13 protein-coding genes are annotated in these 15,767 nt (G+C 71.0%); 2 read left to right on the top strand and 11 right to left on the bottom strand.

The genetic code is table 11. From position 1 onward, the window contains the following. Window positions 1–122: 122 nt before the first annotated feature. Window positions 123–992: a 16S rRNA (adenine(1518)-N(6)/adenine(1519)-N(6))-dimethyltransferase RsmA gene (gene rsmA / locus ACFWCH_RS16890; RefSeq protein ID WP_378803903.1), complete on the bottom strand. Its 870-nt coding sequence runs from the start codon at window positions 990–992 to the stop codon at window positions 123–125. A 54-nt stretch (window positions 993–1,046) separates the two neighbouring features. Here rsmA and ACFWCH_RS16885 point away from each other — a divergent pair, with 54 nt between their 5' ends. Beyond that, complete coding sequence (locus ACFWCH_RS16885; protein ID WP_378803902.1) at window positions 1,047–2,330, top strand: MFS transporter; 1,284 nt, start codon at window positions 1,047–1,049, stop codon at window positions 2,328–2,330. On the opposite strand, the gene ACFWCH_RS16880 is transcribed toward ACFWCH_RS16885, so the two are convergent. The 10 genes from ACFWCH_RS16880 to rsmI all read right to left on the bottom strand — a co-directional run bounded on the left by ACFWCH_RS16880 (window position 2,309) and on the right by rsmI (window position 14,155). Continuing rightward, window positions 2,309–3,202, bottom strand: coding sequence for a TatD family hydrolase (locus ACFWCH_RS16880; protein WP_378803901.1), 894 nt, complete (start codon window positions 3,200–3,202; stop codon window positions 2,309–2,311). The genes ACFWCH_RS16885 and ACFWCH_RS16880 overlap by 22 nt on opposite strands. 10 nt (window positions 3,203–3,212) lie before the next feature. Continuing rightward, on the bottom strand, window positions 3,213–4,790 hold the full coding sequence (gene metG / locus ACFWCH_RS16875) for a methionine--tRNA ligase (protein ID WP_378803900.1): 1,578 nt from the start codon (window positions 4,788–4,790) through the stop codon (window positions 3,213–3,215). Between the two features lie 48 nt (window positions 4,791–4,838). After that, window positions 4,839–6,008 (bottom strand): glycoside hydrolase family 1 protein, encoded by a 1,170-nt coding sequence (locus ACFWCH_RS16870; RefSeq protein WP_136036524.1) that lies wholly within the window; start codon window positions 6,006–6,008, stop codon window positions 4,839–4,841. A gap of 42 nt (window positions 6,009–6,050) precedes the next feature. Further along, window positions 6,051–7,778, bottom strand: coding sequence for an ABC transporter ATP-binding protein (locus ACFWCH_RS16865; protein ID WP_240744477.1), 1,728 nt, complete (start codon window positions 7,776–7,778; stop codon window positions 6,051–6,053). Then, window positions 7,775–8,689 (bottom strand): ABC transporter permease, encoded by a 915-nt coding sequence (locus ACFWCH_RS16860; protein WP_136028587.1) that lies wholly within the window; start codon window positions 8,687–8,689, stop codon window positions 7,775–7,777. The genes ACFWCH_RS16865 and ACFWCH_RS16860 overlap by 4 nt, the downstream gene beginning before the upstream one ends. A 55-nt stretch (window positions 8,690–8,744) precedes the next feature. Further along, window positions 8,745–9,725 (bottom strand): ABC transporter permease, encoded by a 981-nt coding sequence (locus tag ACFWCH_RS16855; RefSeq protein ID WP_136028586.1) that lies wholly within the window; start codon window positions 9,723–9,725, stop codon window positions 8,745–8,747. Beyond that, window positions 9,722–11,386 (bottom strand): ABC transporter substrate-binding protein, encoded by a 1,665-nt coding sequence (locus ACFWCH_RS16850; protein ID WP_136036525.1) that lies wholly within the window; start codon window positions 11,384–11,386, stop codon window positions 9,722–9,724. Before ACFWCH_RS16850 ends, ACFWCH_RS16855 begins: the two co-directional genes overlap by 4 nt. A 143-nt stretch (window positions 11,387–11,529) precedes the next feature. Next, window positions 11,530–12,639 carry a LacI family DNA-binding transcriptional regulator gene (locus ACFWCH_RS16845; protein ID WP_247639076.1) on the bottom strand — a complete coding sequence of 370 codons (1,110 nt, stop codon included), beginning with the start codon at window positions 12,637–12,639 and terminating at the stop codon, window positions 11,530–11,532. 51 nt (window positions 12,640–12,690) lie between these two features. Next, a complete protein-coding gene (locus ACFWCH_RS16840) occupies window positions 12,691–13,317 on the bottom strand; it encodes a class I SAM-dependent methyltransferase (RefSeq protein WP_136045274.1) in 627 nt (208 codons plus the stop codon). 16 nt (window positions 13,318–13,333) lie between these two features. Beyond that, window positions 13,334–14,155 carry a 16S rRNA (cytidine(1402)-2'-O)-methyltransferase gene (rsmI, locus tag ACFWCH_RS16835; RefSeq protein WP_378803899.1) on the bottom strand — a complete coding sequence of 274 codons (822 nt, stop codon included), beginning with the start codon at window positions 14,153–14,155 and terminating at the stop codon, window positions 13,334–13,336. 39 nt (window positions 14,156–14,194) lie between these two features. Between rsmI and ACFWCH_RS16830 the strand changes: the two genes are divergently transcribed. Next, complete coding sequence (locus tag ACFWCH_RS16830; protein ID WP_378803898.1) at window positions 14,195–15,748, top strand: dolichyl-phosphate-mannose--protein mannosyltransferase; 1,554 nt, start codon at window positions 14,195–14,197, stop codon at window positions 15,746–15,748. Window positions 15,749–15,767: the final 19 nt, after the last annotated feature.

The raw sequence follows: 15,767 nt of genomic DNA, 5'->3' as shown, positions 1-15,767 counted from the left end.
CGCGCGGGGCGTCAGGCGGCGGTGTCTAGGGGCAGAACCTCGGGCCGCGCGCGGGGCGTCAGGCCGCGCAGGGCGTCAGGCGGCGGTGTCGAGGGGCAGAGCCTCAGGCCGCGCGCGGGGCGTCAGACCCCGGCCGCCGCGTCCGGCGCCGCCGGTGCCTGCTGCGCGATGCGCTGGTAGTCGTCGACCGTGAGGTCCTCGCCGCGGGCGGTCGGGGCCACGCCGGCGGCCGTCAGCACCTCGGTCGCAGCGGCCGAGCTGCCGAAGACGCCGGACAGCGCCTGGCGGAGCATCTTGCGGCGCTGGTTGAACGCGGCATCGACGATCTCGAAGGTGCGGCGACGCTCGGCCTCGGAACCGCGCTCGCCCTCCGACCGATCGAAGCCGACGAGCAGGCTGTCGACGTTCGGAACGGGCCAGAACACCTGCCGCGACACCGTGCCGGTGAGCCGCCACTCGCCGTACCACGCGGCCTTCACGCTCGGCGAGCCGTAGATCTTCGACCCCGGCTTCGCCGCCAGGCGCTCGGCCACCTCGGCCTGCACCATCACGACGCCCCGCTGCAGATAGGGGAAGGTCTCGAGGAAGTGCAGCAGCACCGGCACCGACACGTTGTACGGCAGGTTCGCGACCAGGACGGTCGGCTCGCCGGGCAGCTCGGCCACCCGCAGCGCGTCGGCATCGACCACCGTGAGCGCCCCCTCGGGCACGCCGTGCTCGGCGGCGGTCTGCGGCAGGCGGGCGGCGAGGCGGTGATCGATCTCCACGGCGGTGACGGCGGCCCCGGTCTCCAGGATCGCGAGCGTCAGCGAACCCAGGCCGGGCCCCACCTCGACCACGCGCTCGCCCGGCTGCACGCGCGCGGCCTGCACGATCTTGCGGACCGTGTTCGCGTCGGTGACGAAGTTCTGGCCCAGCTTCTTGGTGGGGGTGACATCGAGCTCGGCGGCCAGTCGGCGGATCTCGGCGGCTCCGAGCAGGGTGACGGTCATGCGTCCATTCTCGCCGAAAGCCCGACCGTCCCCGGCACTCGCTATCCTGCGGGGATGCCCTCCCTCGGTGAACTGATCGCTCCGCGGCGCATGGGCAGGGACTTCCGCTGGCTGCTCGCGTCGTCGTGGACGAGCAACATCGGCGACGGCGTGGCGCTGGCCGCCGCTCCCCTGCTCATCGCCTCGATGACCTCGTCGCCGATCCTCGTCGCCTCCGGCGCCGTCCTCCAGTTCCTGCCCTGGCTGCTGTTCGGCCTGCACGCGGGGGCCATCGCCGACCGCTTCGACCGTCGGCGCCTGGTGATGATCGCGAACGCCGCGCGGGCGGTCGTGCTCGCGGCGCTGTGCGTGTTCCTCGTGACGGGCACCGCGAACATCGGCATCGTGCTCGCGGTGGCCTTCCTGTACGGCTCGGCCGAGGTGTTCGTCGACACCGCGAGCAGCACGCTGCTGCCGATGATCGTGAAGCCGGACGACCTCGGCCTCGGGAACGCCCGGCTCCAGGCCGGCTACCTCGTGGCCAACCAGTTCGCCGGTCCTCCCCTCGGGGCGTTCCTGTTCGCCGCGGGGCACGCCTGGCCGTTCCTGGTCGAGGTGCTGTGCGTCAGCCTCGCGGTCGTGCTGATCTCCCGCATGGCCCGCACGCCCGTGCCACCCCGGGCGGACGCCGCCGCGCACCCGCCCGTGCACACCGACATCGCGGAGGGGCTGCGCTGGCTGTGGCGCAACCCGCCCGTGCGCATGCTGGTGATCATCATCCTCGTCTTCAACGTCACGTGGGCGGCGCCGTGGGGCGTGCTCGTGCTGTACGCGACCGAGCACCTGCAGATGGGCCCGGTGGGGTACGGCGCCCTCACCACGGCGTCCGCGGCCGGCGGCATCCTCGCGACGTTCAGCTTCGGGTGGCTCGAACGGCACGTGTCGTTCGCGACCCTCATGCGCATCGTGCTCTCGCTGGAGGTGCTGATGCACCTGGCGTTCGCGCTCACCACCGCCGGCTGGGTGGCGCTGATCATCATGTTCTTCTTCGGCGCGTACGCCTTCGTGTGGGGCACGATCTCCACGACTGTCCGGCAGCGCCTCGTGCCCGCCGAGCTGCAGGGACGCGTCGCCTCGGTCAACATGGTCGGGGTGTTCGGGGGCATGATCGTCGGCCAGGCGCTCGGCGGAGTGATCGCCCAGCTGTGGGGGCTCACCGCACCGTGGTGGTTCGCGTTCGGCGGCGCAGCGATCACGCTGCTGCTGGTGTGGAGGCCGATCTCGCAGATCGTGAGCGCGAGACCGGTCGCCCAGACCGGCCCGGACGACGTGGACGCTCAGTCGGTGAACGAGCCGTAGACCCGCAGGGTGTTCTCGGCGAGCTGCGCGGACAGCTCGTCGACGCCGATGCCGAGCTCGGCGGCCAGGAAGCGGACCGTGATCGGCACGAGGTAGGGCGCGTTCGGGCGTCCCCGCAGCGGCGTCGGCGTGAGGAACGGGGCGTCGGTCTCCACCAGAAGTCGGTCGAGCGGCGTGACCTTCAGCGCGTCGCGCAGGTTCTGCGCGTTCTTGAACGTGACGTTGCCCGCGAACGACAGGTGGTAGCCCGCGTCGGCGCACACCCGGGCCATCGCGGCGTCGCCGGAGAAGCAGTGGAACACCGTGCGATCGGGAGCGCCCACACGCGACAGGGTCTCCAGCACCGCGTCGTGCGCGTCGCGGTCGTGGATCTGCATCGCGATGCCGTGCTTCTTCGCGAGCGCGATGTGCGCCTCGAACGACTCGAACTGCGGCCCGCGGCGCTCCGGCTCGGTGCGGAAGAAGTCGAGCCCGGTCTCGCCGATCGCGCGGGTGCGCGGATGCGCCGCCAGCTCGTCGATCACCGCGAGGGCCTCGTCGAGACCGGCACCGCCGCGACGGCCCTGCTCGGCATAGGTCGGCGCGTCGTTCGGGTGGATCGCCACCGCGGCGAGCACGCGGGGGTCCGAAGCCGCCGCCTCGACCGCCCAGCGCGACGACTCGATGTCGCCCGATGCCTGCACGACCCCGGCGATGCCCACGGCCTCGGCGCGGTCGAGCTGCTCCGTCAGGCTCAACGGCTCGTCGCCGTCCATGATCTCCAGGTGCGCGTGGTTGTCGTACACCGGGACGGCGAGGGGCTCAGGGGCTGCGGGATACCGCAGGTCTTTGCGCCCGTCGCCGTCTCGGCGCTGCACGTACGTCTCGGTCATGGGGTGTCGGTCAGGCCGTCGACTCCACGCGCGGGAACAGCGGCGCCAGGCCGTTGACACTCGTGTCCGGCTTCAGCACGCCCCACGCCCCCGCCTCACGGATCGGCTGGTCCTGCAGACGACCCAGCGTCTCGGCGGCGCCCAGTGCGATCCACAGCTTCTCGGTGGACTGGGGCATCACCGGCGACAACAGCACCGCCAGGGCCCGCAGGCCCTCGGCACACGTGTACAGCACCGTGCCCAGACGCTCGCGCTTCTCGTCGTCGCGGGCCAGCGCCCACGGCTCGTTCTCGGTGATGTAGCCGTTGAGCGCGTCGACGATGGTCCAGATCGCGGAGATCGCCTCGTCGATGCGGAACTGGCCGATCGCGGCATCCGCCTTCGTCGCGGCGTCGGCGACGATCTTCTGGATCGCGAGGTCCGCCTCGGTGTACTCGGCCGCCGGCGGGACGATGCCCTCGAAGTACTTCTCGATCATCGCGGTCGTGCGGGAGGCGAGGTTGCCGAAGCCGTTCGCGAGCTCGGCCTGGTAGCGGGCGGACAGGTCCTCCCAGGAGAACGAGCCGTCCTGGCCGAACGCGATCGCCGACAGGAAGTAGAAGCGGTAGGCGTCGGAGCCGAACACGTCGGTGATCTCGGTCGGCGCGATGCCGGTCAGCTTCGACTTCGACATCTTCTCGCCGCCGACCAGCAGCCAGCCGTGCGCGAACACGCCCTTGGGAACGTCGAGCCCCGCCGCCATCAGCAGCGCGGGCCAGATCACCGCGTGGAAGCGCAGGATGTCCTTGCCGACCACGTGGTACGCGGGCCAGCGGCGCGCGAACGTCTCCTCGTCGGAGCCGTAGCCCACGGCGGTGGCGTAGTTGAGCAGCGCGTCGACCCACACGTAGATCACGTGCGACTCGTCCCACGGCAGCGGGATGCCCCAGTCGAACGTGGAGCGCGAGATCGACAGATCCTTCAGCCCCTGGCTCACGAACGACACGACCTCGTTGCGCGCCGAGTCCGGCCGCACGAAGTCGGGCTCGGTCTTGTACAGCTCGAGCAGCCGGTCCTGGAACTCGCTCAGCTTGAAGAAGTAGTTCTTCTCCTGCAGCAGCTCCAGCGGCTTGGAGTGGATCGCACACACCTTCAGCCCCTCGAAGGGACCGGTGCCGTCGACGATCTCGGACTCCGGCTTGAACTCCTCGCAGCCCACGCAGTAGAGCGCCTCGTACTCGCCCGCGTAGATGTAGCCGCGGTCGTACAGGCGCTGGAAGAACGTCTGCACGTTGGTCTCGTGGCGCTCCTGCGTCGTGCGGATGAAGTCGTCGTTGGCGACATCGAGGGTCGTCAACAGCGGGAACCAGCTCTCGCTGACCAGCTTGTCCACCCACTCCTGCGGCGTCACGCCGTTGGCCGCCGCCGCCCGCAGCATCTTCTGCCCGTGCTCGTCGGTGCCCGTGAGCATCCAGGTGTCATCCCCCGCCTGGCGGTGCCACCGCGCGAGCGTGTCGACCGCCACCGTCGTGTACCCGTGGCCGATGTGGGGCACGTCCGACGGGTAGTAGATGGGCGTGGTGATGTAGAAGGATTCGCCTGCGGGCATGGGGACAATTCTAGGTGCCCCCATGCCGCAGGTTACGCCGGTGCGCGCTCAGAGCGCGTTGCGTCGCGCGACCTCGCCCAGCCACGCCAGCGACGGCTTCGGGAACCGCTCGAACGTCTCGTGGTCGAACCCGATCAGCCCGAAGGTCGGCCGGAAGCCGCTCGCCCACTCGTAGTTGTCCAGCGCGCTCCAGTGCTGATACCCGCGCACCTCGATGCCGTCCGCGATCGCGCGGTGCAGGCCCTCCAGTGCGCCCTGCGTGTAGGCGATGCGGCGGGTGTCGTCGGCCGTGGCGATGCCGTTCTCGGTCACGATCACCGGCACCCCGCCACTGCGCTGCCACGCGCTGCGCACCCCCAGCTCGAGCGCGGGCGGGTAGAACTCCCACCCGGTCAGCGTCGTCTCCACGTCGTCGGCGACCGGCCGCGGTCCCTCCGGACCGATGAACGTGCGCGTGTACGCCTGCACGCCCACGAAGTCGTCACCGGCCGACTGCTCCAGGTACCAGTGGTCGCGCGGGTCGCCGTAGGCCGCCAGCATCTCGTCGGCGCCCGGCTCGCCCGTCGAGTGGAAGGCCTGGGTCGCGATGGTCCACCCCGCCTGCGCGCCCGGCACGGTGTGCACGAGTTCGGAGGCCCGGCGGTGCGCGGCCAGCAGCGTGTCCGCCACGGCGAGGTCGGGATTGGGCAGGCCGTAGGCGACGAGGTTGGCCGCGTCCTCTCCCCCGGCCAGCATCGCGGCGATGTTGGGCTCGTTGATCGTACACACGTAGCGCACGCCGTCGAGGATGGGCAGCACGGTCTCCACGTAGCGCGAGAACAGGTCGACCGCGTCGCCCGCGCGCCAGAAGCCGTCGCGCTGAAACCACTGCGGCACCGTGAAGTGCATGAGGGTGACCGTCGGGTCGAGCCCGTGCTCCCGTGCGGTGTCGATCATGCGGCGGTAGTGGTCGAGCATCGCCCGTGACACGAAGCCGCGCTCCGGCTCGATCCGCGCCCACTCGACCGAGAAGCGGTAGGAGTTCAGCCCCGCCTCGGCCAGCAGCCGCATGTCCTCCGGGTAGCGGTGGAAGTGGTCGGCGGCGTCGCCGGAGGGCTCGACCATGGGCGAGTCGGGGGCGTGCTCCATCGCCCACCAGTTGCTCGTGGTGTTGTTGCCCTCCACCTGATGGGCGGCGGTCGCGGCGCCCCAGAGGAAGCCGTCGGGGAATGCGAGCACGGATGCGCTCCTCTCTCTTTCTTGCAGATCTCCCGGCGCGGTTCAGCGCGCGCGGGAGGGGTTGGGCACGGCGTCGAGCAGCTCGACCGTGTACGGGTCCTCGGGGTGCTGGAGCACGTGCGAGGTCTCGCCGCGCTCCACGACCCGTCCGCCGTTGAGCACCAGGATGTTCTCGGTGACCAGGCGCGCGCTCAGCAGGTCGTGCGTGATGTAGAGCATGCTGATGCCCCAGCGCTCACGCAGGTCCTCCAGCAGCGCGAGCACGCCGGCACGCAGCGACACGTCGAGCATCGACACGGGCTCGTCGGCGATCAGCACCTGCGGGTCGCTCGCGAGCGCACGGGCGATCACGACACGCTGCCGCTGTCCGCCGGAGAGCTGGTGCGGCAGCTTGGCCGCGAACTGCTCGACGGGCGTGAGGCCGACGGTCTCCAGCAGTTCGAGCACGCGCGCCCGCGCCTCGGTGCCGCGCAGCGTCGTGTAGTTGCGGATCGGGCGGGACAGCGCATACTCGACCGTGTGCAGCGGGTTCAGGGCCGCATACGGGTCCTGGAACACCATCTGCACGTCCTTGCGGAGGTCGCGCAGGCCCCGGCGCTTCAGTGCGGCGACGTCGGTGTCGCCGAAGCGGATCGTGCCGGCGGTGGGCTTCTCGACGCCGGTGAGCATCTTCGCGATCGTCGACTTGCCCGACCCCGAGGCGCCGACCAGCGCGAGGGCCTCCCCCGGCTCCAGCCGGAAGGACACGTCGTCGACCGCGACCACCGGCTCCTGCCCGCGCCGCGGCGCCGGGTACCGCTTGGTGACGCCGTCCACCACGATCGCGGCGTCCGCGCGCCGGGTGTCGCGCGCAGACACGGTCGGCAGGGTCTCGGTGACGTCGGTGCGGCTGCGGCCCTCGCGGCGGCGGGTGCCCACATCGAGGAACCCGGGGATCTCGATCTTCTCCGCCCGGGGGTCGGCGTAGTGGCTCAGCAGCATGCGCGTGTACTCGTCCTGCGGACGGTGCAGGATGTCGTGGCTCGGGGCGTCCTCCACGATGCGGCCCTCGTGCATCACCATGACCCGGTCGGTGGCCTCGAGCACGATGCCGAGGTCGTGGCTGATGAGGATCGCCGTGAACCGCTCCGACCGCTGCAGCTCCTGGATCGTGTCCATCACCGCATGCTGCACGAGCACGTCGAGGGCCGTGGTCGGCTCGTCGAACACCATGAGCTGCGGCTCCAGCGACAGCGCGAGGGCGATCGAGGCGCGCTGCCGCATGCCGCCCGAGAGCTCCCCGGGGTAGCGGTCGAGCACCTCGGGCTTCAGTCCGACCTTGCCCACGAGCTCGCGGGCCCTGGCCTCACGGGCCTCGCGGGGCACATGTCCGTGCGCGGCGAAGATGTCGCGGAAGTGACCTGCGACCGTGCGCACGGGGTTGAGCGCGTTCATGCCCGACTGCAGCACCATCGCGAAGCCGCCCTGCCGCTGGCGGCGCAGTCCCTCGGCGTCGAGCTCGCGGATGTCGCGCCCGTCGAACAGGATGCGACCGCCGCTGATGCGCGCCGGGGGCTTCTGCAGCCGGGTCAGCGCGAACCCGAGCGTGGACTTGCCCGACCCGGACTCGCCGACGAGTCCGACGAACTCGCCGCGTCGCAGCGTGAACGACACGTCGTGCACGGCCTGCACGGGCTGCTGCCCCGGGGAGGCGTACTCGACGGACAGGTTCTGCACGTCGAGGAGGATTCCGGCGTTGCTATCCGAGGTGTGCGCGGTCATGGCGCTCATCGCCCCTTCCCTTCCCGCAGGCGCGGATTGGAGATGCCGTCCACGCCGAAGTTGATGAGTGTGAGGCTGAGGGCCAACAGGGCGATGCACAGACCGGGGGCGAACAGCAGCAGCCACTGCCCGGTGAGCAGCGAGTTGGAGTTCTGCGCCCAGTAGAGCATGGTGCCCCAGCTGACGATGCTGGAGTCGCCGAGGCCGAGGAACTCCAGGCCCGCCTCCGCCAGGATCGCCGCGGTGGCCGCGCCGAACAGGGTCCCCGCGATGATCGAGGTCATGTTCGGGAGGATCTCGCGGAACACGATGCGGGCCCTGCTGTCGCCGGAGAACTGGGCCGAGGTGACGAAGTCGTTGCCGCGCAGCGACTGGGTCTGGCTGCGCAGCACGCGCGCGCCCCACGCCCATCCGGTGACCACGATCACGGCGATGATCATGAGGATGCCGCCGTTCTGCAGGTACGCGGCGATCACGATCATGAGCGGCAGGCCGGGGATCACGAGGAACAGGTTCACGATGAACCCGACGACCTCGCCGGCGAAGCCGCGCATGTACCCCCAGCTCAGGCCGATCAGCACCGCGACGATCGTGGAGAGGATGCCGGCGGCGAAGCCGACCAGCAGACTCACCTGCGCACCGTAGATCAGCTGGCTGAGCACGTCCTCGCCCGCGGCGGTCGTGCCGAGCCAGTGCTCCCACGACGCGTCGGCGTTGCGCTCGAAGCCGTTCTCCTTCGGGCCGTACGGCGCGAGGAGCGGCGCGAACACCGCGACCAGGACGAAGAAGGCGAGGATGCACAGCCCGAGCCGTGCCTTGCCGTTGGCCCACAGGGTGCCGACCATGCGCCCGAAGGAGCGCCACGGGCTGGGGGCAGCGATCCGATCGGCCGGGATCTTGACGTTCATGGTGGAGGTCATCGTCTGGTCCTCGGGTCGAGCACGCAGTGCAGGCGGACGGGGAAAGGAGGGATCATCATCGGCGCGTCCTCGGGTCGAGCACCCCGTAGAGGATGTCCACGAGGAAGTTGGCGATGAGCACGCTCACCGTGATCATCAGGAACAGCGCCTGCATGAGCGGGTAGTCCTGCCCGATCACGGCGTTGAACAGCAGGTAGCCGATGCCCGGATAGCCGAACACCTGCTCCACGAGGATCGACCCGCCCACCACGCCGCCGAGCGTGAGCCCGAAGCCGGTGAGGTTCGGCAGGATCGCGTTGCGCGCGGCGTAGCGGAGCGCGATCGTGCGCCCGCGCAGCCCGTTGGCCTCACCGAAGGTGATGTAGTCCTCGCCGAGCGTGTTGATCATGGCGTTGCGCATGCCGATGATCCAGCCGCCGAGCGACGTGAGCAGGATCGTCAGCGCCGGCAGGAACGCGTGGCGCACCAGGTCGACGATGAAGTCCCACGTGAACCCGGGCGTCGTGGTCGCCGAGTAGGCGCCGGTCGTCGGGAACCAGTGCAGCACGTAGCCGAGGAAGAACAGCAGCAGCAGCGCGGTCCAGAAGTACGGGAAGGTGCTGAGGAACGAGCCGGTCAGCGTGGGCAGCGAGTCGAGCCAGGTGCCGCGCCGCCACGCGGCCATCACGCCGATGAGGGTGCCGATCACGAACGCGAGGATCGTGACGATGCCCACCAGGCCCAGCGTGTACGGCAGCGCCGTGGACACCATGCTCGACACCGACTGCGGGTAGAACGTGTACGAGACGCCGAAGTCGAGCCGTACGACCTGACCGAGGTAGGCGACGTACTGGTCCCATAGCGAGCCGGTCGGCACGCCGAGCTGCGCCTCGATCGCGGCCCTGGTCGCATCCGACACGGGTCCGTTCTGCGAGAGCTTGGCTATTGCGGCGTCGGCGGGCGAGCCGGGCATCATGCGCGGGAGGAAGAAGTTCAGCGTGACCGCGGCCCACAGGGTCAGCACGAACAGGCCGAGTTTCTGGGCGACGTACTTCACTGGTCGTCTCCGTTCACTCGCTTCAGGTGGGTGAAGATCATCAGGGGCGCCGAGTCGTAGTTCTGCGGGATCATGTACGGGTCGTCGGCGGACGGCCACCCGGTGAACTTCGCGTCGTTGAACAGACCCCAGATGCCGCCGTAGTACATGCCGATCACGGGCAGCTCGTCGTACACGATGTTCTGCAGCTCGTGCACGATCTCGCCCTGGCGCTGCGGGTCGACCGTCGCGCGGTACTCCGCGAGCAGCGCATCGGCCTCCGGCGAGCGGTAGCGCTCGAAGTTGTTCGTGGTCGACTCGCCCGACGGCACGTAGAAGTCGCTGGAGAGCAGGCTGTTGAACGCCTGGTAGACGTCGCCGTTGCCCATGCCGCCGATCGCCATCTCGAAGTCGCCGTTGCCGATCGCGCTCTGGTAGCCCGCGGGCTGCGGCAGCTTCAGCGAGACCTTGATGCCGATGTCTCCGAGCTGGCGCTGCACGGTCTGCGCGGCGCGGGTCCAGTCGGAGAAGCCGTTCGCGGTGGTGAGCGAGAACTCCAGCTGCTCACCGTCCGGCCCCACCAGCCGATCGCCGTCGAGCGTGTAGCCGGACTCGGCGAAGGCGGCGAGCGCGGCGTCCTCGTCTTGGGCGATCATGCCCGCGTCGGGGATCTCGGGGTCGAGGTACTGCTCCTGGTTCGGCAGGATCAGGCCGGTCTGGCCGGCGGGCTTCATGTAGCCCTCGGACGCGGTCTCGGCGATCTCCTCGCGGTCGAGCGCGAGCGCGATGCCGCGGCGCACGTTGACGTCGTCGAACGGGGCGACCTCGAGGTTCGGCACCAGCGAGATCACGCCGCCCGGCGGGAACCACCAGGTGTTGTCCGGGCTGGCCGCGCCCCACGTGCCCTCCACGTCGGAGATGAACGCGTACGCCCAGTCGTAGCCGCGCGTGACGGTGTCGAGCTGGCTGTTGGTCGCCGGGAGGATGATGTGCTCGATCTCGATCCGGTCGGCCTGCCAGTAGTCGGGGTTGCGGTCCATCGAGTACTGCTGATCGTTGTAGTTGCCGAGCACGAACGGACCGGTGCCGACCGGATCCTCGTTGCGCCAGGTGCCCGGATCCTGCACGTCCTTCCAGATGTGCTCGGGCACGATCATGGTCTGGCCGAGGATCGACAGCGACGGGGCGTCCTCGCTCTGCAGGTGGAAGACCACGTCAGAGCCGTCGACCTCGACCGAGTCGATGTGCTGCCAGGCGCCCTTGATGTCGAGAGACGGCTCATCCTTCAGCAGCTGGAACGTGAAGGCGACGTCGTCGGCCGTGAAGTCCTCGCCGTCGCTCCACTCGACCCCGTCGCGCAGCGTCATCACGATCGTGCGGGCGTCGGGCTGCGACCACGCGGAGGCCAGCCACGGGTTGAGCTCGCCGTCGAGCGGGTTCACCAGGATCAGCGGCTCGTAGATCCACCGCGAGGCGGTGCGCGTGTTGGTCAGGTACGGGTTGAAGTTCTTCGTGAAGAACGGGTTGCCGTGGTCGGCGTTGATCAGCATCGTGTCCTCGCCGATGGAGGGGTCGGGCTGGGAGCTGATCTGGATGCTGCAGCCGCTGAGCGCGATCGCCGCGGCCGCGAGCCCCACGACGGCGGCTCTGCGCCAGCGTCGGAAGGTGTGCGTCTCTGCCACTGGGGGACCTCATGTCGTCTCTGTCATGATGGGCGCCCCACGGGTCGGAGCGTCCGTCGGCCGAAGCCGCATGAGCGAGTGTAAGCGCATACATTTGTGATCGGCAACCCCTTGACACCGCGCTCCCGTCCGTTCGAGGCGCGTCAGGCGGGACGCGCGGAGCTCTCTCGCAGGAGGATCTGCAACGGCAGCCGCACCACCGCGGGCGGGGCCTCCGGCTCCTCCAGCCGGCGCGCCAGCACCTGCACCGCGGCGCGGCCCAGCTCGATCATCGGCTGCCGGATCGTCGTCAGCGGGGGGACGGAGAGGGCGGCGGCGTCGATGCCGTCGAACCCGGTCACGAGCACGTCGTCGGGCACACGCACGCCTGCGCGGTGCAGCACGTCGACGACCCCCAGCGCCATCTGGTCGTTCGCCGCGATCACCGCGGACGGAGGTGCGCCGTCGCGCAGCAGCTCCTCGGCCGCGCGCCGCCCCGACGCCCGCGTGAAGTCGCCGCGCAGCAGCCGCAGCTCCTCGGTCGCCCGGCCCGACGCCGCCACGGCCGCCACCACGCCCTCGCGCCGCTGCTCCGCGTCGGGCGAGTCCGCGGGACCCGCGAGGAACGCGACCGCACCCTCCCCGACCTGCGCGAGAACGTGCCGCGTGAGCTCGCCCATCGCCTCGGCGTTGCTGACCGTGACGTGGTCGTAGTCGTCGCCGCGCGGCGGACCGGACAGGACCACGACCGGGATGCGGCGCGCGAGCCGCGCCAGCACGTCATCCGGCACGCTGCTCGCGAGCACCATGAGCCCGTCGACACGACCGGCCATGTCCCGCACGGTCGACCGGTCGGGGTCGTCGCGCCCCACGCCCACCATCAGCACGAAGCCCTGCTTCCACGCCTCCAGCTCGGCCCCGCGCAGCACCTCGTCCAGGAACAGCATCGAGGTGGCAGGAGCGCCGGGCTCGCCCTCGTCCTCCACCACCGTGAACGGCGGGGCCGCGGCTCCCGCACTCGACAGGACGTCGAGCGCGGGGGCGTCCTCCGCCGCGTCGAACCCCGGGAAGTACAGGCCCAGCACGCCCGTCCGGCGCTCGGCCAGCCCGCGCGCGCTTCCGCTCGGGACGTAGCCGAGAGCCGTGACCGCATCGAGCACCCGCTCGCGGGTCGCCGGTCGTACGGCATCGGGCGACCGCAGCACCCGCGACACGGTGGCGATCGAGACGCCCGCGTGCGCGGCGACGTCGTACACGGTCGCGGCCTTGCTCACGGCGGATCCCCCAGGGTCGAGTCGTCGGATCGGGTGTCAGGACAGCGTAGATCAGACCCGGCGGGCGATCAGCGCACCGTGCGGGCGCGTGCTCGCCTCCCCGGGCACGCGGGCGCGGGTCTCGGTCCCCTCGACCTCGAGCCCCGCGGCGGCGAGCAGCGGCGTGAGCGCCTCCGCCGACCAGAAGTACGCGGTCGTGATCGCGTGGTCGAACGGCGCGCGCGGCTCGCCGTCGAAGAAGCCCAGCAGCAGTCGTCCCCCTGGCGCGAGCACGCGCGCGAACTCGGCGAGCGCGGCGGGCACCTCGGTCGGCGGCGTGTGGATGAGCGAGTACCACGCGAGGACGCCGCCCAGCGACCCGGCGGGCTGCGGCAGCGCGAGGAAGGAGCCCTGGGTGACGTCGAGGCCGGGGTGCCGCGTGCGGGCCTCCGCGACGAACTCCGCCGACAGGTCGATGCCCGACACGTCGTGCCCCGCGTCGTGGAGGAACCGCGTCCACAGCCCGGGACCGCACCCGGCGTCGAGCAGGGCACCCGAGGTGGCTCGGCGCCAGCGATCGATCGTGTCGCGGTCGCGGGGGTCCAGCTGCTCCACCGTGCCGGCGATCGCGACGTACTCCGCGGCGCGGCGGTCGTAGGCGGCCGCGATGGCGTCGTGCGCCTCCGCCGGTGTCGTCACCGGGCGCCCCCCGAGCTCATCGGGTACGGGCGGCGAGGGCGGCCTGGTAGAGGTCGCGCGTGGAGAGGCCGGTCTGCGCCGCCACCTCGGCCGCGGCCTCCTTCAGGCGCGTGCCGTCCGCGACCAGGGCCTGCACCTGGGCCAGCGCGTCGTCGGCCGACACCGCGCGGCGGGGCGCGCCCTCGACCACGACCACGATCTCGCCCTTCACGCCGTCGGCGGCCCAGGCGGCGAGCTCGGCGGCGGTCCCGCGGCGCACCTCCTCGTACAGCTTCGTCAGCTCCCGGCACACCGCGATCCGGCGGTCCTCGCCGAACGCCGCCCCCATGTCGGCGAGCGCCGCGGCCAGGCGCGACGGCGACTCGAAGAACACCATGGTGCGCGGCTCCGCGGCGAGCGCGGTCAGGGTCGCCCGGCGCTCCCCCGGCTTGCGCGGCAAGAACCCCTCGAACGTGAAGCGGTCGGTCGGCAGACCCGAGATCGCCAGCGCCATGAGCACGGCGCTCGGACCGGGGATCGCGGTGACCGTGACCCCCTGCGCCACGGCCTCGGCCACGAGCCCGTAGCCCGGGTCGCTCACGGTCGGCATGCCCGCGTCGCTCATCACCACGACATCGGTGTCCGCGGCGAGGGCCGCCAGCTCCGCGGCCTTCTGCTTCTCGTTGTGGTCGTGCAGCGCGATCAGGCGCGGGCGGTTGGCGATCTGCAGCGCCTGCAGAAGCCGCTGCGTGGTGCGGGTGTCCTCCGCAACCACGACCTCCGCGTTCTCCAGCACCTCCACCAGACGCCGGGACGCGTCCCCGAGGTTCCCGATGGGCGTGGCGGCAAGGATGATCACCCGCCCAGCTTAGGCGGGCGGGGTGTCTAGGCTGGAGCGGTGACCGCGCCCCAGCCCCTGCTGCCTCCCCCCGAGGCGCGGGCGACGCGGTACGAGCGGCTGCGCGACCGCGTGCTGCACGCCGCCGACTGGGGACGGGCCATCGGGTGGCTCGCACCGCTCGTGGTCACGGCGCTCGCGGCGGTGCTGCGGCTCGTGAACGTCGGGCACCCCCACCAGCTGGCGTTCGACGAGACGTACTACGTCAAGGACGCCTGGTCGCTGTGGACCCTCGGCTACGAAGGCGTCTGGGGGCAGGGCGCCGACGAGGCCTTCCAGACCCTGCAGGAGCTGCCGCTCACGAACAAGGGCGCGTTCATCGTGCACCCGCCGCTGGGCAAGTGGCTCATCGCGCTCGGCATGGCCATCGGCGGCCCCGACAACAGCGCCGGCTGGCGGCTGGCCACGGCCCTGCTGGGTGCGGGCTCCGTGCTGCTGGTGTACCTGATCGCCCGCCGGCTGACCGGATCCGTGGTCGCGGCCACCGTGGCGGGCACCCTTCTCGCGATCGACGGACTGAGCATCGTGCTGAGCCGCATCGCGCTGCTCGACGGCATCCTCACCTTCTTCGTGCTGCTCGGCGTGCTGTTCGTGCTGCTCGACCGGCAACGCACCATCCCCCTCCTGGAGCGTCGCGACCCCGACGCCCCCGACCCGCTGTGGGGTCCGGTGCTGTGGCGCCGCCCGTGGCTCGTCGCCGCGGGTCTCGCGCTGGGGGCGGCGTGCGCCGTGAAGTGGTCGGGCCTGTACGTGCTGGCCGGCTTCGGGCTGTACGTGGTGGTCACCGATGCGCTGGCCCGGCGCCGCGGCGGTGTGGTCGTGTGGCCCGCGTCCGCCGCGTTCCGCCAGGGGCCCGTGTCGTTCGTGCTGCTGGTGCTGCCGGCCGCGGCCGTGTACCTCGCGAGCTGGACCGGGTGGCTCGTGACCGACAAGGGCTACGACCGCGGCAGCGACGCGAACCCCCTGCTCGCGCTGTGGAACTACCACCAAGCGATGCTGGGCTTCCACGTGGGGCTCAGCCGCGGGCACCCCTACGCCAGCCCCGCGTGGGAGTGGCCGTTCCTGCTGCGACCGACCGCCGTCTGGGTCGACCCCGAGCCGACCGCGTGCGGGGTCGACCACTGCATCGGCGTGATCTCCGCGATCCCCAACCCGCTGATCTGGTACGGCGGCGTCGCCGCGAGCGTGTACCTGCTGTACCGCCTGGTGCGCGCATGGATCGCCCGTCAGCCGATCGAACCGGCGCTCACGCTGCCGCTCGTGGGGCTCGCCGTGACCTACCTGCCCTGGCTGATGTTCCCCGAGCGGACGATCTTCCAGTTCTACACGGTGGTCATGATGCCGTTCCTGGTGCTCGCGCTGACGATGACGCTGCGGATCATCGCCGGGACACGCGACGATCCGCTGCACCGGCGCCAGTCCGGGCAGCGCACCGTGGTGGTGTTCCTGACCGTGGTCGTGCTCGTGTCGGCGTTCTTCCTGCCGCTGTGGCTGGGGATCAGCGTGCCGTACGACTTCTGGCGGCTGCACAACTGGCTGCCCGGCTGGATCTGAGCACGGGAGCCCCGACGGC

This window comes from Microbacterium sp. NPDC060132 (assembly GCF_042729675.1).
GTDB lineage: Bacteria > Actinomycetota > Actinomycetes > Actinomycetales > Microbacteriaceae > Microbacterium > Microbacterium sufflavum.
Note: the sequence above shows the minus strand (reverse complement) of the source record. Positions and strands in the feature narration are given on the sequence as shown.

What these genes read in the sequence shown, in the direction of transcription:
- metG (WP_378803900.1), bottom strand. Translation starts at nt 4,790, where the DNA reads ATGCCCGCAGGCGAATCCTTCTACATCACCACGCCCATCTACTACCCG.
- ACFWCH_RS16885 (WP_378803902.1), top strand. Translation starts at nt 1,047, where the DNA reads ATGCCCTCCCTCGGTGAACTGATCGCTCCGCGGCGCATGGGCAGGGAC.
- rsmA (WP_378803903.1), bottom strand. Translation starts at nt 992, where the DNA reads ATGACCGTCACCCTGCTCGGAGCCGCCGAGATCCGCCGACTGGCCGCC.
- ACFWCH_RS16860 (WP_136028587.1), bottom strand. Translation starts at nt 8,689, where the DNA reads ATGACCTCCACCATGAACGTCAAGATCCCGGCCGATCGGATCGCTGCC.
- ACFWCH_RS16865 (WP_240744477.1), bottom strand. Translation starts at nt 7,778, where the DNA reads ATGAGCGCCATGACCGCGCACACCTCGGATAGCAACGCCGGAATCCTC.
- ACFWCH_RS16880 (WP_378803901.1), bottom strand. Translation starts at nt 3,202, where the DNA reads ATGACCGAGACGTACGTGCAGCGCCGAGACGGCGACGGGCGCAAAGAC.